Source organism: uncultured Helicobacter sp., assembly GCF_937893305.1.
GTDB lineage: Bacteria > Campylobacterota > Campylobacteria > Campylobacterales > Helicobacteraceae > Helicobacter_D.
In genome coordinates this window covers 54,052-73,375 of the sequence record NZ_CALBGN010000012.1, presented here as the reverse complement: position 1 = coordinate 73,375, position 19,324 = coordinate 54,052, and the positions used below count along the sequence as shown (strand labels likewise).

At 34.1% G+C, this 19,324-nt stretch carries 21 protein-coding genes; 8 read left to right on the top strand and 13 right to left on the bottom strand.

The features are described 5' to 3' along the window. Positions 1–51 precede the first annotated feature (51 nt). On the top strand, positions 52–1,224 hold the full coding sequence (locus Q0358_RS02365; RefSeq protein ID WP_299547034.1) for a pyridoxal phosphate-dependent aminotransferase: 1,173 nt from the start codon (positions 52–54) through the stop codon (positions 1,222–1,224). Between the two features lie 30 nt (positions 1,225–1,254). Here the strand turns inward: Q0358_RS02365 and Q0358_RS02360 are convergent, their stop codons facing one another. From Q0358_RS02360 to truB, 11 genes are read right to left on the bottom strand one after another with little or no spacing between them, the layout of a single operon-like run. Then, positions 1,255–2,886 carry an N-6 DNA methylase gene (locus tag Q0358_RS02360; protein WP_299546629.1) on the bottom strand — a complete coding sequence of 544 codons (1,632 nt, stop codon included), beginning with the start codon at positions 2,884–2,886 and terminating at the stop codon, positions 1,255–1,257. 4 nt (positions 2,887–2,890) lie between these two features. Next, positions 2,891–4,156, bottom strand: a complete 1,266-nt coding sequence (locus tag Q0358_RS02355; RefSeq protein WP_299546627.1) for an aromatic amino acid transporter — start codon at positions 4,154–4,156, stop codon at positions 2,891–2,893. Further along, entirely contained in the window at positions 4,156–4,899 is a 744-nt protein-coding gene (locus Q0358_RS02350) for an OmpA family protein (RefSeq protein WP_299546624.1), read from the bottom strand. Before Q0358_RS02350 ends, Q0358_RS02355 begins: the two co-directional genes overlap by 1 nt. After that, the gene (locus Q0358_RS02345) at positions 4,899–7,541 is read right to left on the bottom strand and encodes a hypothetical protein (RefSeq protein ID WP_299546622.1); all 2,643 of its coding nucleotides are present in this window, start codon (positions 7,539–7,541) and stop codon (positions 4,899–4,901) included. The genes Q0358_RS02350 and Q0358_RS02345 overlap by 1 nt, the downstream gene beginning before the upstream one ends. 15 nt (positions 7,542–7,556) lie before the next feature. Next, entirely contained in the window at positions 7,557–7,733 is a 177-nt protein-coding gene (locus Q0358_RS02340; protein WP_299546620.1) for a hypothetical protein, read from the bottom strand. Positions 7,734–7,742: 9 nt separating this feature from the next. Continuing rightward, complete coding sequence (locus tag Q0358_RS02335; RefSeq protein ID WP_299546618.1) at positions 7,743–8,132, bottom strand: biopolymer transporter ExbD; 390 nt, start codon at positions 8,130–8,132, stop codon at positions 7,743–7,745. Next, positions 8,129–8,566, bottom strand: a complete 438-nt coding sequence (exbB, locus tag Q0358_RS02330; protein ID WP_299546616.1) for a TonB-system energizer ExbB — start codon at positions 8,564–8,566, stop codon at positions 8,129–8,131. The genes Q0358_RS02335 and exbB overlap by 4 nt, the downstream gene beginning before the upstream one ends. A gap of 9 nt (positions 8,567–8,575) precedes the next feature. Continuing rightward, positions 8,576–9,037: an SsrA-binding protein SmpB gene (smpB, locus tag Q0358_RS02325; protein WP_299546613.1), complete on the bottom strand. Its 462-nt coding sequence runs from the start codon at positions 9,035–9,037 to the stop codon at positions 8,576–8,578. Then, complete coding sequence (locus Q0358_RS02320; RefSeq protein WP_299546611.1) at positions 9,034–9,876, bottom strand: 4-(cytidine 5'-diphospho)-2-C-methyl-D-erythritol kinase; 843 nt, start codon at positions 9,874–9,876, stop codon at positions 9,034–9,036. The genes smpB and Q0358_RS02320 overlap by 4 nt, the downstream gene beginning before the upstream one ends. Then, positions 9,876–10,106: a carbon storage regulator CsrA gene (csrA, locus tag Q0358_RS02315; RefSeq protein WP_299546609.1), complete on the bottom strand. Its 231-nt coding sequence runs from the start codon at positions 10,104–10,106 to the stop codon at positions 9,876–9,878. The genes Q0358_RS02320 and csrA overlap by 1 nt, the downstream gene beginning before the upstream one ends. Then, a complete protein-coding gene (gene truB, locus Q0358_RS02310; protein ID WP_299546607.1) occupies positions 10,100–10,951 on the bottom strand; it encodes a tRNA pseudouridine(55) synthase TruB in 852 nt (283 codons plus the stop codon). The genes csrA and truB overlap by 7 nt, the downstream gene beginning before the upstream one ends. A 178-nt stretch (positions 10,952–11,129) precedes the next feature. On the opposite strand from truB, the gene hypD reads away from it, so the two are divergent. From hypD to Q0358_RS02275, 7 genes are read left to right on the top strand one after another with little or no spacing between them, the layout of a single operon-like run. Then, on the top strand, positions 11,130–12,251 hold the full coding sequence (hypD, locus tag Q0358_RS02305) for a hydrogenase formation protein HypD (protein WP_299546605.1): 1,122 nt from the start codon (positions 11,130–11,132) through the stop codon (positions 12,249–12,251). Then, entirely contained in the window at positions 12,251–13,894 is a 1,644-nt protein-coding gene (locus Q0358_RS02300; protein WP_299546603.1) for an AAA domain-containing protein, read from the top strand. The genes hypD and Q0358_RS02300 overlap by 1 nt, the downstream gene beginning before the upstream one ends. 43 nt (positions 13,895–13,937) lie before the next feature. Then, positions 13,938–14,561 carry a UPF0323 family lipoprotein gene (locus Q0358_RS02295; protein ID WP_299546601.1) on the top strand — a complete coding sequence of 208 codons (624 nt, stop codon included), beginning with the start codon at positions 13,938–13,940 and terminating at the stop codon, positions 14,559–14,561. A 2-nt stretch (positions 14,562–14,563) separates the two neighbouring features. Continuing rightward, positions 14,564–15,733: a glutathionylspermidine synthase family protein gene (locus Q0358_RS02290; RefSeq protein WP_299546599.1), complete on the top strand. Its 1,170-nt coding sequence runs from the start codon at positions 14,564–14,566 to the stop codon at positions 15,731–15,733. Positions 15,734–15,741: 8 nt separating this feature from the next. Next, complete coding sequence (gene hemL, locus Q0358_RS02285) at positions 15,742–17,061, top strand: glutamate-1-semialdehyde 2,1-aminomutase (protein WP_299546597.1); 1,320 nt, start codon at positions 15,742–15,744, stop codon at positions 17,059–17,061. Between the two features lie 2 nt (positions 17,062–17,063). Continuing rightward, positions 17,064–17,366, top strand: coding sequence for an AtpZ/AtpI family protein (locus tag Q0358_RS02280; RefSeq protein WP_299546595.1), 303 nt, complete (start codon positions 17,064–17,066; stop codon positions 17,364–17,366). After that, entirely contained in the window at positions 17,335–17,913 is a 579-nt protein-coding gene (locus tag Q0358_RS02275) for a hypothetical protein (protein WP_299546593.1), read from the top strand. Before Q0358_RS02280 ends, Q0358_RS02275 begins: the two co-directional genes overlap by 32 nt. Positions 17,914–17,929: 16 nt before the next feature. Here the strand turns inward: Q0358_RS02275 and Q0358_RS02270 are convergent, their stop codons facing one another. Both Q0358_RS02270 and Q0358_RS02265 read right to left on the bottom strand, forming a co-directional pair. Beyond that, positions 17,930–18,493 (bottom strand): 2-oxoacid:acceptor oxidoreductase family protein, encoded by a 564-nt coding sequence (locus tag Q0358_RS02270; protein ID WP_299546591.1) that lies wholly within the window; start codon positions 18,491–18,493, stop codon positions 17,930–17,932. Next, positions 18,490–19,323 carry a 2-oxoglutarate ferredoxin oxidoreductase subunit beta gene (locus Q0358_RS02265; protein ID WP_299546589.1) on the bottom strand — a complete coding sequence of 278 codons (834 nt, stop codon included), beginning with the start codon at positions 19,321–19,323 and terminating at the stop codon, positions 18,490–18,492. Before Q0358_RS02265 ends, Q0358_RS02270 begins: the two co-directional genes overlap by 4 nt. Position 19,324 lies beyond the last annotated feature (1 nt).

Sequence of the window (19,324 nt, the reverse complement as noted above, 5' to 3'; positions counted from 1 at the left end):
GAAAAAAACTATATTCTCTATTTAGAAATTGAATCGCTTTAAGGAGCTATGATGCAAGCCCATTATGCAAATCGCATTACAAATCTTTCAGAATCTATTACAATTGCTATTAGCACACTAGCAAGAGAGTTAAAAGCACAGGGAAAGGATATTCTTTCATTTTCAGCAGGAGAACCAGATTTTGACACTCCACAAGTTATAAAAGATGCCGCTATTAAAGCAATTAACGAAGGTTTTACAAAATACACTGCAACAGTTGGGATACCAGAATTACTTAGTGCAATCAGCGATAAACTTGTAAGAGATAACAATCTTAATTATTCTGCAAAAGAAATCATTGTTACAAGTGGCGCAAAACACGCACTTTTTAATGTTTTTCAAGCTCTGATTGATAAAGATGATGAAGTAATTGTCCCAAATCCTTATTGGGTAACCTACCCAGAACTTGTAACTTTTAGTAATGGTAAGAATGTTTTTATTGAAACTTCACAAGAAAATCATTTTAAAATCACCACTGAACAGCTAAAGTCCGCCATCACTTCAAAAACTAAAATGCTAATTCTAACAACTCCATCAAATCCAACAGGAATGGTGTATTCAAGAGAAGAATTAGAAGCAATAGGAGAAGTGCTAAAAGGAACAAACATTTGGGTACTAAGTGATGAAATTTATGAAAAGCTTGTGTATGATGGAACTTTTACTTCAGCAGGAAGTGTAAGCAGTGATATGCTAGATCGCACCATCACAATAAATGGACTTAGCAAAGCTGTTGCGATGACAGGTTGGAGAATGGGCTATCTTGCAACAAAGGATCAAAAACTCTGCAAATTCATAAATGGATTCCAAAGTCAGTCTCTATCAAATATTAACTCTATCACACAAAAAGCAGCAATTGTTGGACTTAATGGAAGTGCGGATAAAGATATTGAACAAATGTGTGTTGCCTTTAAACAAAGGCGTGATTTTGCGTGCGAGAAAATTAATGCCATTAAGGGCTTAAAGGTAACTAAACCCGATGGAGCATTCTATCTTTTTATTAATTGCAGTAGCATCACTAAAGATTCTATGCAATTTTGCAAAGATATGTTAGAGCAAGTTGGTGTAGCAACGGTTCCCGGAATTGGCTTTGGAATGGATGGATATTTTAGATTTTCTTTTGCCACAGATTTAAAAAGCATTGAGGAAGGAATTCAAAGAATTTCTAATTTTGTTTCTAAATACTAATAAGTTGGAATCTCTAAAAGGATTCCAACCTTAAAAGCCCAGCGTTTCTTTGATTGCGTTTTCATATTTAGTAATCATTTCCCCATATTCACATAACTTTTTAAAATCATTTTGATAAATCTCTATGGAATCTAAAAAGTCTGTAGAGATTTCTAATGTTTTAATCTCTTTTTCACTCACGCGTTCGTTGTGATTTAAATAAAAATTTCTCAATCTCTCTTGCCCATCTTTGCTTAAAAAATAAAAATATAATGCTTTAGCAATTTTGGAATTCTTGGGACGCAACACTAAGATTCCCGCATTTGCAAGTGCGATTTTATCTTCTGCATCTTTACCGATGATTGCAATTTTTGGAATCACTCCGCGCATTGAAAACAATAGATCAAAAGGTTGAATCTTCAGTGTTTGAAGTTGTTTGCTATTTGCTTTTAATCTGGAATCGCAAAATTGATTACTAAACCCATAAGGCTTAAAATCTTTAATGCCAAAATCATAGCAAGATACTAAATCGCTATCGCTTCTAGCAGCGATACGCGCTCCCCTATAAACGCATTTTAAAAAACTTTCTAAGTGGATTTGCGTTTCACTTTTAGTTTTATGTATGCGTAAATTTAAGTTTTTTATTTTTGAATATTCTACAAAATTAGAATATTTTGTATCTTGCTTAGAAAAATATAAATCTAAAATTTCTTCAAGGTTGATAAGTTTATTGTATTTGCCATTTTTTACATAAAAACTTCTAACATTAATAAACAGACAGCGTTTATTTGTATGAGAAATAACAAGGAGAGAATAAGACTCTACTTGATGTGGGAAAATATTATCTGGCAACTCAATAATAGACTCAAGCAATCCCTTTTTAAGCAAATATTCACACAATCTCTCCCCTGCTCCCCTGATTAAAAGTGAAGTGCGCACAATAAAGACTGCTTTCTTAGTAAAACGCATTAAAGAATAATCTATAAAAGGAATCTCCAATGCTGTTTTATTATAAGGAGCAAGCTTGGATTCCTTGGGTGCTTTAAGATTTAAATGGCTTAATAAAGGCGGACAACAAAAGACTTTGTCAAATTTAGATTCTATCTTAAAAGGCTCACTAAAAAGATCTCCAACGCTTAAATAACATTGTTTAAAATCCAAAAGAATAGCAAGTGCTTTGGCAATACGGATTGACTTAGAACTAATATCTAAACCATAAAATGTGCATTGTTTAGAATACATCTCTAAATGTAAAATCCAAGATCCTAATCCACAGCAAGGATTATAAACACTCTCCCCATTTTTTATATCCAAAATCCTGCTCACTAAAAAATTAATCTCTGCTGGTGTTGCATATTCATAGAGCTTAAGGATTGGTTTTTGCATTGTAATTGCGTGAATAAACTCCCAAAGAGTCTGTGTTTTTATATTAAATCCCCATAAAGCCTTTAAAATCTTTTTATAGTTTAAATCAATATGGAATCCAAAATACTCCACCCCATTAAGCTCCAAATAGATTTTAAAATCTTCTAATGCTTTTTCTTTGTCTTTTTGCATTAAAAGCGCATTTCCCTGTTCTTTGTTTTTGATAAAAAATAAAAACTCCAAAACAAGATATAACACATCAAAATTATCTTCGTGATATTTTTGAATATAATTAAAAACGCGCAATAATTCTTTCATAACCTTACTTATACATTGGTAGATAATTTAACACATATAAAATATGGCAAACCCCTACAATACTCCCAAAAACAAGCAAGGTATAAATAGTAAAATTACCACCCTTTACACGAAATGCGCCTTGTTCTTGCGGGAGATTTGCAAGCCTTTTTCTATTTGCTTTAAGCAATAAAGCTGGGATAATCACAGACCAAATTGTTGCAGCAAGCCCAGCCCAACCAATAGCAATTAAAAAACCATCAGGAAACAGCATTTCAAGCAAAATTGGTGGCGCAAAAGCAACTAAAAGTGTTTTTGTGCGTCCAAGCCTACTATCATCAAAACCGCATAAATCTGCGATATAATCAAATAGACCAAGCCCAGCTCCCAAAAATGAAGTAACAACTGCTAAAAATGCAAAAGCCTCAAGAATTCTCAATAAAAATGCGCCATTTAAATTTGAACTTGCAGCAGCTATCAAATGACTTACATTGCCACCTTGCGCAATCACTTCTTTAAAATCTACACGCGCAATATTACCATCACAGGCAATAATCCACACTAAATACGCAAAAAGCGTGATAAGTGTTCCATACACCAAACATTGATTGATGCGTTTAGGCTCTTTGCCAAAATATTTAACAAGGCTAGGCACGCTTGCGTGAAAACAAAAAGAAGTTAAATAAGTAGAAAGAGCAACAAAAACAAAAACCCCATAAGGACTTCCATCACTATCAACATTTAACAAATGATTAAGTTTGACTTCTCCTAGCATTCCACTCATCGCAAAAATAAAAGTTAAAACCATACCTCCAATCAACACAACAGAAAGTCTATCTACAAGATAAGTGCTCCACCATACACATCCACTAAGTAGGATTCCAAAAAATAACCCCGCTAATATTTTTGGTGGCTCATAGCCAAAAACAGCCATTGAAGTGTGCATTACCATTGAGCCACCACCACTAACATAAGCATAAATTAAAATATATAACACAAATGCTACACTTAAACCATTAACAAGATTCCAAAATTTCCCTAGATTATCTCTAACAAGTGTATGAAAGCTAGAACCGGGCGCATAGTAAAGATTTACTTCTAAGAGCGCTTGCGCACTTAAAAGCATTAAAATCCAAGTCAAAACCATTAACCCTAAAGAATACCAAAGCCACATTCCAGCACTAATTGTTGGCAAAGCTAGCATTCCAGCACCAATAGCAGTTCCCGCAATAATCATCGTCCCACCAAAAACGCTAGGATTTTGTTTTGTAAAAGCTAATTTTTCTAACATTATTCTCCCTTATTTTGTATTTGTTCTCTTTCTTTATTGAGATCTAAAATGTTCATAATTTTTTCATTGCTTTTTGTGATCGCTTTAAACTCTACACGCCTTGATAATTCCGGCGTTTCTAAAGGTTTGGCAAAAGAGAGTCCATTTGCGCGTAAAACCTTGATTAGCCACTGCTTATCCGCCTTGATTTCTATTTTAGAAAAACAATATTTTAACACTTCTAAAGCTCTAGCTTGTGAAAGCTCTGCATTTCCTAGATAGCGTGTCTCTAGCGTTTTTGCATTTTGCCATTCTGTGGAGGTGTGTCCTTCTATTCTAATTTCTTCAATGTCATTTTTATATTTTTCTTGTGCTAGGATTTTAATATAACGCGGAAAAAAATCATCTAAAATTTCTTGAAATCTTGTTTTAACTTCCTTTTTACCAGAGTCAAATAAAATTTCAGGTTCCCTAAAGCGCACCGTATTATCAGCGTCAATTTCAGCATTCCAAGATTCTAAATTTTTAGAAAATTCCAAAAGCAAATCTTTATGCAATGTAATTTTTAAATCTTCGTGTGTTTTTGCAATATCACTCATTTGTTTATTAAGTTCTTTAAGCTCTGCATTTTGTAAGGCCAGCTGCTTTTCTGTTTTGCTAATAACAACCATATAAGATACGGCAATCAGCAAGAAAATCATCATAACTCCTGCCATCATATCAGAAATGCTAATCCACTCATTACCTTTATAAGAATTTGCCATTATCCCCTAGCTCCCATTAACTCACGGATTCTGCGCAAAAACCATTCATAATCTTGACGAAATCCTAAAGTAATATTAGAAAGCGCGCCATCTAATTCTCCTAAAGACTTACAAAGCGTGCTATTTAATTCTGTTGTTTGACTTAATGAAGTGGTAATATTTGTTTGCGTGATTTTTAAAATTTCGTCAATTTCTTTACGATTGCTCTCTAAAGAGAGATAAGTTTGCATCAGAGCATCTCCTAGATTTTTTTGCAAGAGATTAAAGGCATTAAGCAATTCTACACTTGCATTTTTTGGAGTTTCAAGGCTTTGTTTTGTAAGAAGCTCTAGCATTCCTAAGTAGTTTTTTGCCATTTCTTGCAATGTTGTTTTGACATTATTGTCCAGCGCATTATAATTTTGCATTATTTTTTGCGCGTGCGTATCTAGGGAGTTTGCAGAAGTTTTTAGTAAGTTTTCCGCTAGAGTTGCACTACTTTGTATAACTTTATGACTATTGCTTTCAAATTCTTTTATAATAGTATTCAGCTGTGTTTGTAGGTTTTGACTAAGTGTTTGATTGGACTCTAATCCAAGTTTTGATAAGTCTTGGAGTCTATTTTGATAAGTGTTTGTAGTGTTTTTAAGATATGCACTTAAAGAATCTAGTGCATTTTTATAAGATTCTGCAAAGTTTGCACGCATTTGTCCTTGTATTTCTTGTGTGTGTTGCAAAGAATCTTTTTGAAGTTGTTCTAAGCTACTAGAAAAGGCTTTAACGCTATCTTCTAATAACCCATTTAAGTTTTGCGTATAAGTTTGATTTTGCTCTAATAAACTTGTTACGCTTTGTCCGATATTATTTGTTGTGGATTCTAAATTTTGTGAAATAGACTCTGTTGTTTCTTTGAAACTTTGTGTTATAGCTGTATTTGTTTGCGTGAGAGAATTTTCAATATTTTGCGTGCTTGTGCTTAGGATTTGTGCGGTATCATTTAGCAGAGAATTTAGAGATTTTGTTGTTACAACCATTTGTGATTCTATCTCTTTGCTTAACTCCATTAATGTATTTTTAGAATCTTCAAAATTTTCTTCTAAAGTTTTTGTTGTTTTTCCAAGCAATGTATCAAAGTTTAGCACCGCATTTGCAATATGCTGCTCTAGTGTGTCGGAGTTTTTGCTTAAGCTTTGCTGTGTTTTATCGCTAAGTTCTTGTAAGTGATGGCTTGCTTTTTCAACCACACTTCCCATTTCTTGCGTGTGACGCATTAACACATCATCACTGCGCTTGGCTTGTTCTTCTATGAGTAGCAAGGATTCCTTTTGTGCGTTTTCTAATACTTCTAAGTTTTGTTCAAAACTTTCCCCAACACCTTTTAATCGCTCTTCAATACTGCTTTGAATTTGTGAAATCATTTCTAAATTTTTATGTTTTAATTTAGAATCACTTTCTACAAAAGAATCTATAAATGCACTCAACTCTTCTTTTAGCGCATTTAATAGATGTGTTAATTGCTCTTTATTTTGTGTGAGATACGCACTATTAAAGGTGTTAAATGCTTCTTGAAGTGCTAATAAAGATGCTTTTTGTTCTCTAGAGTCTTCTTCAAGTGCTTTTAAGCTATTTTCTAAAGAGTTTTGCACGCTTTGTTGATATTCTTGCGTGCTTTGCTCTAAAAACCCTTGCACACCCTGCAAGGATTCTTTTGTGTAATGCAGAGATTTTTCGTGTGTAGAATCTAAATTTTTACTCAATTCTTCAACACCTTTAAGAGCTAATGTGGCATTTGCGTGCATTTCTTCAAATCCGCTTAAAAGCTTAGATAATTTTTCATTTTCAATGCGAGATGCTTCAATGCTGTTTGCTAGGGCATTATAAACTTCTAGCACTTCACTATTGCGACTTGCAACAAGCTCTAGAGATTCTTTTGTAGAATCAAAAACCTTTAAGGTATTTTTTAAACTGCTATCTAATCCAGCAATAGAATCTTTATAACTATTTTGCCACGCAATCATTTGTGTAACAGCATTATTTAATTCCTTAAAGTTATCCCCAAACTGATCTGTAATGCGTAAATTAAAATCTCTAATGACTTCTTGAAGTGCCGAAATCAGCTCTTTGCTAGCTCCTTTTGCTAAATGGTGCATTGCTTCTTTTAAAGTGGCATTTGTGGTATTAAAAGAATTTTCTAAAGTTTTTAGATTTTCAATTTGCGCACTTTGATAATTGTTTTGTGATTCTAACTTCTCTTTATTTTGGATTGCAATTTCTTTTAATGTATTTTTAAGCTCATTTAAAACCTCTAATTTATCTAGCTTGCCTGCTTGTAAAGAAAAATAATCCAACATATTTTCAAAATCACTCTTAACAGCCTTGCTTTTTTGTAAGATAGAAAGCAAGATTGCCAAAGCCATTCCCAAAATAGAAGTATAAAAAGCCGTTTGCAAGCCCGCCAGAAGTGAGGGCACAGAGTTTTCAACATTGCTTACATCAAAATCTTGCAATCCTACAAAGATTCCAACAAATGTCCCTAAAACCCCAGCACTCATAATAATAGATTTAAAGTCTCTGTGCTTTTGCTTACCATAACTACGATAATCCCAAAATGCAAGGGCTAGCATAAATAGTGTAAAGATTCCATTAATTAGCAAATTTTCCATAGCCTTCCTTATGCTTTATTTTTTCTTGTTCTTTTTTGTTTCAAATCTGTTATCATCTAGCCAATTTGGCTTTTGGATTTGTGAACCTTTGCGGTTTGCAAAATACAATGCAAAGCGAATTGCAAGCACAATAACCATAAAAGTAATTACTGCTGAAATTAGTGTGCCTAAATCATAACTTTCCCTTAACACATTTTCTCCTTATTTACTGCGTTGCACTTCTACATCAACATTGCTATGTCCTGTTTGATTTAGGATTCCAACTAATTTTACAAACTGCTCAAAATAACTCTTTTGATCTCCACGCAAAAGAATAGGAGTATCTTTTGGTAGCTTTAAAAGTGCCTCTTCTATCCCATCCAATCCCATTCCTTTACCATCAAAGTAATAATGCCCTTGCTCATCAATAGAAATTTCAATACTTTTTTGATGTTTTGGAATTTCTTGTGAGCCTTGTGCTTGAGGGATTGCAACGGGAATTTTACCTTGTGCGATAAAAGTCGCACTTGTTAGCACAATCACTAATAAAACAAGCATAATATCAATAAAAGGGACAATATTGATAGTATCCATACGCTTAAAGCGTTTCATTTTTTACCTTTTAAATCTTCTTCTAAAACTTCCCATTGTGCAACTAACACTTCACTTTTACGCATTAAAAGATTATAAAAAACAATACTAGGGATTGCTACTAGCAGCCCACCAGCTGTTGCTTGTAAGGCTAACGCAAGTCCTGTCATAATACTAGCAGTATCTACCATTCCAGATTGTCCAAGCTGAACAAAGGTTAAAATAATCCCAAACACAGTTCCTAAAAGCCCAACATAAGGCGCATTAGAACCAATTGTGGCAATAAGTGTTAAATTTTTAGATAAGTCAATTTCAAGTTCGATTTTGTTAGTGTATTTTTCAAGTTCAATTTGGCGATAAAACAAAATTCTTTCAATACCAGCCCAAAGCGCAATAATACTCATCAACACCAAGACTCCAATCACTCCGTATTCAACAATTTCTTTTAATGGCACTTTTATTCCTTATCTTAATTTTTGCATTTCTTTTAAGCTCTGTGCAATTTCGCGTTTTTGGATTTTTTCTTTTAAACTCTCGCGTTTATCGTGAAGATTCTTTCCTTTAGCAAGAGCAATTTCAAGCTTTGCTTTATTGCGCGCATTAAAATAAAGCTTTAAAGCAACAATACTCATTCCAGAAACTTGACTTTTTCCAAAGAGTTTATCAATTTCTCTTCTGTGCAATAAAAGCTTACGGGGACGCTTTTCATCAGGTTTGTAGTGCAAATTTGTTGTCGCAATTGTTGCAATATGTGCTTGAAACAAAAATGCCTCACCATTAACAATTTTTACAAAGCTGTCTTTTAAATTTACCTTTCCTGCACGGATTGCCTTAACTTCACTACCTTTTAGGGCAATTCCAGCTTCTAGTTTCTCTAAGATAAAAAAATCAAAAGTTGCTTTTTTATTTGTTGCAATGATTTTCATTGCTCACTCCCTTTTGCTATGCCTCGTGTTTCTTTGCAAGACCAAAAGCAACTCCCACTACCACTTAAAAACACGCCTTTTTGTAAATAGGATTCCAACTCTGGATACATTTTCAAAAGAGGTTTTAACAAATCATTATTGCTAAAGGCGTCATTTTTAAGAATCTCTGCATTACTTTTTGTAAGCCAAGCTTGTGCTTTGGTTTTTAAAATCATATTTTCATCATAAAATTCTGTTGCATACTTTTTAAAAACTTCCTTTGTACTACAATACAAGCTAGGATAAATGATTTCTACATCAAATTTAGATTCCAACTCACAAGGTGTTATAATCTCTCCCCTACCCTCTACATTTGCAATTTCTAAATCACTCAAAAAAAAAGGTACATCACTTCCAACGCTCGCGCCAATCTCCATAAGCTCTTCGCATTCTAATCCTAAATCTAGCTCTTTATTAACAACTTGCAAAAAACACGCTGCATTAGAACTTCCGCCACCTAATCCACCACCACTTGGGATCTGTTTTTGCACACGAATTTGCGTATGTTTTAATTGCTCTTTTTGTGTAGCGTTAAGATAAGGCAAAAGAGTCATAAAAGCCTTATATATAGTGTTTTGCTCCAAAGTGCAATCAAAATTCCCTATCACATTAAAATTTTTTGCATTAAAAGAAAATTCTAAGGTATCAAAAAGTGTAGAAACACGCATAAAACGCGATTGTAAAAGATGATAGAAAGTGTGATTAATCTGTGCTTTTCCAACAATTTTTAAAAAGATATTGATTTTCGCATACGCCTTAGCCACAACACAAGAATCTTTTAATGCAGTATTTAGTGGCATTAAACTTTCTTTTTAATAAAAGAGAGTTGATTGAGTGCAGTTTTGCTATGCTGTAAGGATTTTTTATTTTCTTCTTGAACGGCAATTTTCAACTCTTCACGCAAAATCAACATTTCAGGAGGTGCTTCAAACCCTAATTTTACGCTACCCTTATCAATGCCAATCACTTTAATTTTTATAGAATCGCCAATGGCAATACTTTCATTTTCTTTTCTGGATAATATCAACATAAAGGAATCCTATTTGCTAAATATTGTATATTTTTATCTTTATTTGAAATTATAGAGAAAAAATTCTCAAATTGCACTATATATTTTGTATTTTCAGAAATTTTAAGCAATTTTGGATTGAATTTTTTACCATTTTTAACCAACTCTTGCATTTCATAATCTCCGCGCAAATCTATTTTTGAAAATGGCAAAATTTCTAATGGATTTAATGCTTTTTCATTTTCAAAACATAACCCTCCCTCACTTACTCTCTCTAAATAACTAAGCCCACCTATGCAATCTAATTTTTTTGCGATTAATGCGCCAAGCGAGCGGATATATGCCCCTTCACTTACACTAACTTGAAAGCTAATAAAGGGATGTGTGTAGTTTAAAAATTCTATCTTAAACACCTGCATTGTTTGCTCTTTTAAACCCTTTTTTAAGATTTCTAATTCTCCATTTCTTGCAAGTTCATAAGCCTTTTTTCCTTGAATTTTTTTCGCACTAAAATTTGGTGGAGTAAAACGCACTTGTCCTAAAAAGCTTTGCAAAACTCCCTTAACCCTAGCTAGCTCTAAAGGAGCAGTTTGTTGCACACTACGCACATTTTCTAAATCTAATGAATCACTACAAAGCCCCAGCCAAAGCGTAGCTTTATAAACTTTTGGAGATTTTTCTATGAATTGAAAAAGTCTTGTATATTGTCCAAAAGCTACTATTAAAGCACCGCAAGCAAAAGGATCTAAGATTCCACTAAAACCTGCTTTTTTGACATTGTATTTGCGTTTTATTTTCCCTAAATACTGATTGGAAGTTATAAAAAGTGGTTTTTTTGCGACAAAAATTCTATCCAAGTTTTTCATCCTTAATCTTTTTGCTTTAATAATTTTGTTAGAATTTAATTTTTCAAATTAAAGGGATTTAATGCAAAGAAATGTAACACAAGATGAAATCTTAACATTTTTTATCCAAAGTTATCCTAATCTATTGCAACTTTTCCCTTTTGTGAAAGATTAATAAAGTCTTAATTAAAGGGCAACAATGCAAGAAAATCCTTATATTAATATTTATAGAGATAGCACAAGCATTAAACGCACTTTTAATGCAATTTCAAAACTTAGTAAATCTTTTAAAAAACCTTTAAAAATTATGGAGGTTTGTGGCGGGCACACACATACAATTATGAAATACGCCCTACCTTCTTTGCTCCCAGAAAATATTGAATTTGTTCATGGACCGGGTTGTCCTGTGTGCGTAATGCCAAAAGATCGCATTGATTGTGCTTACAAAATTGCAAAAGTTAAAGATGTAATTTTAGTAACATTAGGAGATATGATAAAAGTCCCAGGTAGCTATGGCAGCCTGCAAAATGCTCGTGCTAGCGGACTTGATGTGCGTTTTGTCTATTCTCCATTAGATGTGCTAAATATTGCTAAAGAGAACCCTAATAAACGCATTGTGTATTTTGCGATTGGTTTTGAAACAACAACGCCAATGACTGCTGCACTTTTAGAGCGTGTGATTTATCAAAAACTAGAGAATGTCTTTTTTCATATTAATCACATTTTAGTCCCACCTCCACTTCACGCAATTTTAAGTGCTAAAGACTGCCAAATTAACGCACTTTTAGCTCCTTCACATGTGAGCGTTATAACAGGCTCTAAAATCTATGAACCCATTTTAGAGCAATATCAAATCCCTATTGTTGTGTGTGGTTTTGAGCCTTTAGATGTAGCAGAAAGCTTACTAAGCATTCTTAGACAAGTTATAAATAACACACCAAAAGTTGAAACACAATACGCACGCACAGTAACAAGAGAAGGAAATCGTAAGGCTCAAGAGTTGATTGAAAAATACTTTATTTTAGATTCCAACTTTTTTTGGCGTGGCTTAGGAGAAATCCCATATTCTTCTTTGCGTCTTAAAGATGAATTTGCAAGTTATGATGCTAGCGTAATTTTTAAAGAATATTTAGGAGGAATTGCAAAAGAAGATCATAAGAACTGCCTGTGTGGCGAAATCCTAAAGGGCAATAAAAAACCTTATGATTGCAAACTCTTTGGCAAAGCTTGTAACCCACAAAATCCATTAGGAAGCTGTATGGTAAGTAGCGAGGGAGCTTGTGCGGCATATTATAAATATCAAGGAGTTAGTGCTTCTTAATGTATCCCTTTTTAACAAATTGCGCTAAAAATTATCTCCAATATCTTACACAAACCGATAAAGGACACGAGATTATTAAGATTGAAAATATCACAATGGATATTTTTGGCTTGCAACTTAAATTAGATTCCAAACTCAAAAGCCTTGAAGCATTGGTGTTGCGAACATCTTGCGGAGAATATCTTTTAGATAATGAAACTAGTGAAATTAACATTGCTGCTTATGATGAGCGTGCAAAAATTTTATATCTTAATGTGGAATCTAATTTGCGCCATTTACTCTTTGAAAACAGGAATTCTATTGCACTTCTTTCAGATTTGCGCTTTTTAGTGCAAAATGTTATAAATTTTTATACCGGAGAACCACATCTTGCTTTGCCAACAAAAACACCAAGTTTTCTCCCAGATATTACATCTTTAAGACAATTAAAAACCCAGCCATCTACTGAACAATTAGATGCACTTTATGGAATCTTTTCTAAACCTTTTTGCTATATTTGGGGACCAGCAGGCAGCGGAAAAACAAAAGTTGTGCTACTTCACTCCTTAGCTTTTTACTTAAAAAAGGGGCTAAAAGTTGCAATCCTAGCTCCTACTAATAATGCTTTAGAGCAATGTTTAAAAACCTTATTAACTAGTCTAAATGCCATACAAATCAATACGGATGGGATCTTGCGTTTAGGAACTCCCACGCAAAGTTTTTTAGAAAGTTTCCCTAAAAATTGCGAACAAACCTTTGGAGAAACACAAAATCATTTTCAAAAAATAAACCTTCAAAAAGCTCAGATTGTTGCAATGACACTAGATGCTTTCTTGCATCGCGCAGATTTACAAACTATAGATTTTAAGCATTTTTTTGTTGATGAAGCCGGCTTTGCACCTTTAATTAAAGTTTTGCCTTTATGTGCATTTAACAAACCTATTACACTATTAGGAGATCATAAACAACTTCAGCCCATTAATGTTTTAAATTCTAAAGATCAGCAATGGAGTCTCTCTAAATTTTGGAGTTTTTCTGCATTATTCTTGGAATCTTTTTTTGCACTCAAAGATACATTAAATGCTAAAAACCCAAACGATACACCACAAATTTCACATTGTTTTATGCTCACACAAACTTACCGCTATGGAGATAATCTTGCAAAACTTTTAGATTCTTATATCTACAAAAATCACTTGCAAGGGCGTGGAAAATACACACATTTATATTGCCTTAATCTTGCAAATTTTAAAAAAATAGATTCCAAAATGGAACGCACAAATCCCCTTGAAGCTTCTTTTTGCTGTAATCTTGCAAAGGATTTTATAGCAAAAAACCTAGACTTTGCAATCCTAACCCCCTTTGTCAATCAAAGGCGATTGATTTTAGAAACAATGCCAAGCCTTCGCCACAAAGAATGCGTGCTAACAATTCACACCGCACAAGGTCAAGAGTTTGATTATGTAATCTTTTCACCCGTAATATTACATTATCATCTTAATGATTCTACAAATCAAAGCGCACTTTTTGCTTTAAATGTCGCTATCTCACGCGCAAAGAAAGGGATCATTATTGTTTGTGATAAAAGCTATTGGTTAAAGTTTAAAGGACAATTTTTAAGCGATTTAATTGCCATTGCAACGCCTTATATAGAAATTACCTAATAGAATTTAGGTATAATTTTCTAAATTTTCATAGGAGAACACAATGCAAAAGTATTTAAAGAAGATTTCAGATCCTAAGATTGCAGGAGTTTTTAGTAAAAGTGGCTTAGGATTAGCAGCAATTTTGCTCATCACAGGTTGCAATTCAAATGAGCAAAACCAAGCGCAAAGTGGAATCACAGAAGCCACCAAAAAAGGCGCAACAGTTACCATAGAACAACAAGCTGATGGAAGCTATAAAATACTAGATGAAGTTCCAAGTGCACAAACACGCGTAATTTTGCGACAAAAAGATGGAAGTGAAAGAATTTTAAGTCAAGAAGAGATTGATAAAATTATTGCAGAAGAAGCCAAAAAGATTGATAGTGGCACTTCACAACTTACAAATCCAACAGGTGGCGGACTTTCTTTGGGGGAAACAATTTTAGCAAGTGCTGCTGGAGCAATTCTTGGAAGCTGGATTGGAAGTAAGCTTTTTAATAACCAAAACTTTCAAAGCCAACAACGCACCACATATAAATCTCCACAAGCTTATGAGCGTTCTCAAAACTCCTTTAATCGACAAAATACAGGTTCAAGTGCGGGACGCAGTGGATTTTATTCTCCAAATAACACAAGCACACAAAACCGCAATATAGGTGGTGCTACAAGTAATTTTGGAGGATAAAAATGCAAATTTTAAACGCACAACCTTTAAGTAATACAGATTTAGAAGAATTAGGTCTTTCTTGGCATACAGATACTGATGAAACTCCCTATATTAGCAATGAAATTGTAGAAATTAGCGAACAAGAGGCGCAAAAATTCTATGATGCTGCAAACACACTTTATGATATGTATGTAGAAGCAGGTCAATATGTTATTGATAAGAATTTATTTTTTGATTTAGGGATACCTTTTAATCTTGTAGAAGCAATTAAGCAAAGCTGGGAAGAAGAAGTGCATTGGCATTTGTATGGAAGATTTGATTTTGCAGGTGGCTTAGATGGAAATCCTATTAAGCTTTTAGAATTTAATGCCGATACACCAACAATGGTTTATGAAAGCTCTATTATTCAATGGGCGTTACTTAAAAAAAATGGTTTTAATGACACAATGCAGTTTAATAGTCTTTATGAAGCATTGGGTGATAATTTTAAAAGAATGATTACGCTAGGTGACGATATTTCACAATTTGACAACATTTATGAAGGTTGGAAAATTCTATTTTCAAGCATTGCAGGAAGTCTTGAAGAAGAGCGCACGGTAAAACTCCTAGAAATTATTGCAAAAGAAATGGGGTTTAACACAGGTTTTTGCTATGCACACGAAGCGCATTTAGATGAACACAATGGATTAAGCTTTAACAATGAAAATTATGAATTTTGGTTTAAATTAATCCCTTGGGAGAGCATAGCCATTGATGAACCGGAGTTAGCACAGCTTATCACTGCAATGATTGCAAATAAAAATACGATTTTTCTAAACCCTGCTTACACGCTTTTATTTCAAAGTAAAAGAATATTAAAAATTCTTTGGGATTTATTTCCAAATCACCCTTTATTGCTTGAGACCTCCTATCAACCTTTAAGCAAAAAACAAGTTAAAAAGCACGCTTTTGGCAGAGAGGGAGAGAGCGTAAGCATTCTTGATGCACAGGGTAACCCTATTCACACACAAAGTGGCGATTATGGAAACTATCCAGAAATCTATCAAGAATTTACCCTACAAAATAGCCATAATGGCGTATTTTATCAACCCAATGTCTTTTATGCCTATGAAGCTTGCGCTTTAGGATTCCGCAAAGGCGGAGAAATCCTAGATAATATGTCAAAATTTGTCGCACACAAAATCAAATAAGGAAAATTATGGAATCTTTAGAGCATTTAAACAGCATTAACGACTTTAATGCAGCAAAACAAGTAATTGCAGGTGGTGTAAATTCTCCTGTTAGGGCATTTAAAAGCGTGGGTGGCACACCACCTTTTATTACTAAAGGCAAAGGAGCATATCTTGTAGATGTAGATCACAATCATTACATTGACTTTGTGCAAAGTTGGGGACCCCTGATTTTTGGACATTGCGATAAGAATATCGAAGAAGCAGTGATTGCTTCTGTAAAGAATGGTTTATCTTTTGGAGCACCAACTACTCTTGAGACGGAACTTGCCAAAGAAGTTATTAGTATAATGGACGGAATTGAGAAAATCCGCTTTGTTTCAAGTGGAACAGAAGCTACAATGAGTGCAATCCGTCTTGCAAGAGCCTACACACAGCGTGAAGATATTATTAAATTTGAAGGTTGCTATCACGGACATAGTGATGCACTTTTGGTTTCTGCAGGAAGTGGTCTTGCAACTTTTGGCAATCCAAGCTCACCAGGAGTTCCAAATGATTTTACAAAACATACTTTAGTTGCTATTTATAATGACTTACAAAGTGTGGAATCTTGCATTGCTTTAAGTAATTCCAAGGGGCAAGGGGTGGCTTGCGTGATTTTAGAGCCTATTGCTGGAAATATGGGACTTGTGCCAAGTGAGATAGAGTTTTTAGAGGGATTAAGAAAACTTTGTGATCAACACGGAATCCTTTTAATCATTGATGAGGTAATGAGTGGATTTAGGGCTTCACTTAGCGGTTCGCAAGAATTTTACAAAGTGCGTGGAGATCTTACCACTTTTGGAAAAGTTATTGGTGGCGGAATGCCTGTGGGAGCATTTGGTGGAAGTTCTGAAATTATGGATCTACTCTCTCCTAATGGTGCAGTTTATCAAGCGGGCACACTTAGTGGAAATCCTGTGGCAATGGCGGCTGGACTTGTGGCGTTACAAAATTTGCGTGCAAATCCCAAAATTTATCAACATTTACAATCTCTAGCTTTACAACTCACAAATGGCTTAAAAGATCTTTGCACTTCTTTTAAAATCCCATTACAAACTTGCGTGCGTGGAAGTATGTTTGGATTCTTTTTTAATGAAAATCCCATTAAAAACTTTCAAGACGCACTAAAGAGCAACACAAAAATGTATGCACAATTTCATCAGGAAATGTTGGATCTAGGAGTGTATTTTGCACCTTCACAATTTGAATCTGGCTTTATTTGCACTCCTATGGATTCTGCTCTTATTGATGAAGTCTTACAAAAAGCTCAAAAGGTCTTGAAAAAAATTAGCACACATAGGTCTTAAATATGGAATCCAAAAACACAACACAAGATACAAAAGATTCTCCAAAATACAAGGACGCGATACTTGCTTATTCTAACGCAACGCTTGGAATCTCAATGGTTCTAGCAGTGCTAATTGGTGTTGGGATTGGATATGGTTTAGAATATCTTTTTGGTGTGCGTTGGTTATTTTGGCTAGGAGTTGTTTGGGGAGTATGTGCAGCAATTTTAAATGTTTATAAAGCCTATAAACGCCAAAAAAAAGAATTAGACGCTCTTGCAAACGATCCTAAATATGCCCATTGTAAATATGATGAAGAAGACTAAGATTTTTATATTATTTTGTTTTGTCGTGCTTTGTGTATGGCTGTTTTTAGGAGATAGATTCACGCTTAATTTTGTCTTTGCACTATTTTCTTTTTTATTAATTACTTTAAGTGTTTTTTTTACACAAAAAAGAAAAATTTTAAACCTGCTTAACGGATCTTCTAAAGAAGAGTTAAAAGCTCTAGCGGAAACTTATAAAAGCAAGCAAGAAAGACTAAAAGAAGAACAAGATGAGTTTTTTCAATCAAATTCTTATATGGATTCTAAAAAGATTGATTGCTTGCATAATCCACAAGAAATACCACTAAAGAAACGAAAATTTTGGGATAACTTTAGTGTGCTTAATGCAAAAACTGGGGCTAAGATCTTCTTTTTACCTTTACGCCTTTTAACTTATGGAGTCTTAATAGTTGGAATCTTAATTTTAATACATCATCAATTTTTTGATATGCTAGCTTTTTTTAGTGGATTAGTTTTTGCAAATCTCTTTTTAATCTTTGGAATTATCTTTGGAGTTTTTAAAGAAGACAAGATCCCCAGTCCTTAAAAGACTAGGAATTTCATTAAATTGAACCTTTTTCTAAGGCTTCTTTTGCATATTTTTCTCCAAGCTCAAAGGCTTTTTTGTTTAGTTCAACAACTTTTGCTGGGACTTTACTAATCATTGTATCAAATACCAAATTTCTATCTACGCATTTTGTAAGCGTTACTGTTACAGCAAGTGCCACAACAGATTGTGTTACCACATTTCCTACTTCATTTTTTGCAATACTGATAATTGGAATTGGATAAATCTTAAAGCGTTTTTTGTCCTCATCACTTGGTGTTACAAGATTTGGCTCAACAACAATAATTGCCCCATCTTTTAGTCCATCCTTAAATTGATTATAGCTCACTTGTGCAGTAGATAACATATATTCCACTTCACCCTCATTAGCATAAGGATATAAAATTTCTTCATTATCCAAAAGAATATCTACCTTTGTTGGACCTCCACGCACTTGCGAAGTATAGGTTGCTGCTTTCACCCCATAACCTCCTGTGCGAATTTGCGCTTCAGCTAGAATTTCACCTGCTAATAAAACCCCTTGACCTCCTACACCTGTAAAGCGGAGTTGCCTTCTCATTTTGCACCTCCTTTTTTTGTTTGAGCTTTTTCTTGCACTTGTTTGTAAGCCTTACAATATTCCACCTTATCTGTATCGTGATGTAAAATTCCTGTTGGATATTTTCCAGCCTGCTCTTCTTTGTTTAGATCATCAAATTTTTTCTTAGAAATAATCCTGCTGTCAATCCATTTTAGCGTATCAATTGCCTCTCCCATTTTATTTTTTCTACCCAAATTGACATGGCAATTACTAAAAATATCAAAAAATGCAAATCCCTCGTGCGCAAAACCTTCCACTAAAACTTTCTCAAGCTTCTTAGGGTCAAGCACAGATTCACGCGCTACAAAACTTGCTCCTGCTGCTGTTGCAAGACTGCAAGGATCAAATTCTGGATCCACATTTCCATATTGTGCAGTTACAGTCCACATTCCCTTTGGAGTTGTTGGAGAAGTCTGTGAATTTGTAAGTCCATAAATAAAATTATTAATCAACACATAATTAATATCAATATTTCTTCTACAAGCGTGTATTGTGTGATTTCCACCAATTGCCAAACCATCCCCATCTCCACCTACAACAATAACTTTTTTTGTGGGATTTGCAAGTTTAATTCCCGTTGCATATGCTAATGTTCTTCCGTGTGTGGTATGCACTGTATTACAATTTACATAAGAACTTACGCGCCCAGAACAGCCAATTCCACTAACTAGACAAACATCGTCCATATTCCAACCAAGCTTATCAATAGCACGCACAATTGCCTTTAAAATGACACCATCACCACAACCCCAACACCAAAGTGTCGGCATTTTATCTACTCTTAAATATTCATCATAATTAAATGCCATT

Bases quoted from the DNA above. Each gene is read 5' to 3' on its own strand.
- Q0358_RS02270 (WP_299546591.1), bottom strand. From the start codon at position 18,493: ATGAGAAGGCAACTCCGCTTTACAGGTGTAGGAGGTCAAGGGGTTTTA.
- hemL (WP_299546597.1), top strand. From the start codon at position 15,742: ATGGAATCTTTAGAGCATTTAAACAGCATTAACGACTTTAATGCAGCA.
- Q0358_RS02275 (WP_299546593.1), top strand. From the start codon at position 17,335: ATGCCCATTGTAAATATGATGAAGAAGACTAAGATTTTTATATTATTT.
- Q0358_RS02350 (WP_299546624.1), bottom strand. From the start codon at position 4,899: ATGGCAAATTCTTATAAAGGTAATGAGTGGATTAGCATTTCTGATATG.
- Q0358_RS02360 (WP_299546629.1), bottom strand. From the start codon at position 2,886: ATGAAAGAATTATTGCGCGTTTTTAATTATATTCAAAAATATCACGAA.
- Q0358_RS02335 (WP_299546618.1), bottom strand. From the start codon at position 8,132: ATGAAACGCTTTAAGCGTATGGATACTATCAATATTGTCCCTTTTATT.
- Q0358_RS02290 (WP_299546599.1), top strand. From the start codon at position 14,564: ATGCAAATTTTAAACGCACAACCTTTAAGTAATACAGATTTAGAAGAA.
- Q0358_RS02365 (WP_299547034.1), top strand. From the start codon at position 52: ATGCAAGCCCATTATGCAAATCGCATTACAAATCTTTCAGAATCTATT.
- hypD (WP_299546605.1), top strand. From the start codon at position 11,130: ATGCAAGAAAATCCTTATATTAATATTTATAGAGATAGCACAAGCATT.
- Q0358_RS02265 (WP_299546589.1), bottom strand. From the start codon at position 19,323: ATGGCATTTAATTATGATGAATATTTAAGAGTAGATAAAATGCCGACA.
- csrA (WP_299546609.1), bottom strand. From the start codon at position 10,106: ATGTTGATATTATCCAGAAAAGAAAATGAAAGTATTGCCATTGGCGAT.
- Q0358_RS02345 (WP_299546622.1), bottom strand. From the start codon at position 7,541: ATGGAAAATTTGCTAATTAATGGAATCTTTACACTATTTATGCTAGCC.
- Q0358_RS02280 (WP_299546595.1), top strand. From the start codon at position 17,064: ATGGAATCCAAAAACACAACACAAGATACAAAAGATTCTCCAAAATAC.
- Q0358_RS02295 (WP_299546601.1), top strand. From the start codon at position 13,938: ATGCAAAAGTATTTAAAGAAGATTTCAGATCCTAAGATTGCAGGAGTT.
- smpB (WP_299546613.1), bottom strand. From the start codon at position 9,037: ATGAAAATCATTGCAACAAATAAAAAAGCAACTTTTGATTTTTTTATC.
- truB (WP_299546607.1), bottom strand. From the start codon at position 10,951: ATGAAAAACTTGGATAGAATTTTTGTCGCAAAAAAACCACTTTTTATA.
- Q0358_RS02320 (WP_299546611.1), bottom strand. From the start codon at position 9,876: ATGCCACTAAATACTGCATTAAAAGATTCTTGTGTTGTGGCTAAGGCG.
- Q0358_RS02300 (WP_299546603.1), top strand. From the start codon at position 12,251: ATGTATCCCTTTTTAACAAATTGCGCTAAAAATTATCTCCAATATCTT.
- Q0358_RS02355 (WP_299546627.1), bottom strand. From the start codon at position 4,156: ATGTTAGAAAAATTAGCTTTTACAAAACAAAATCCTAGCGTTTTTGGT.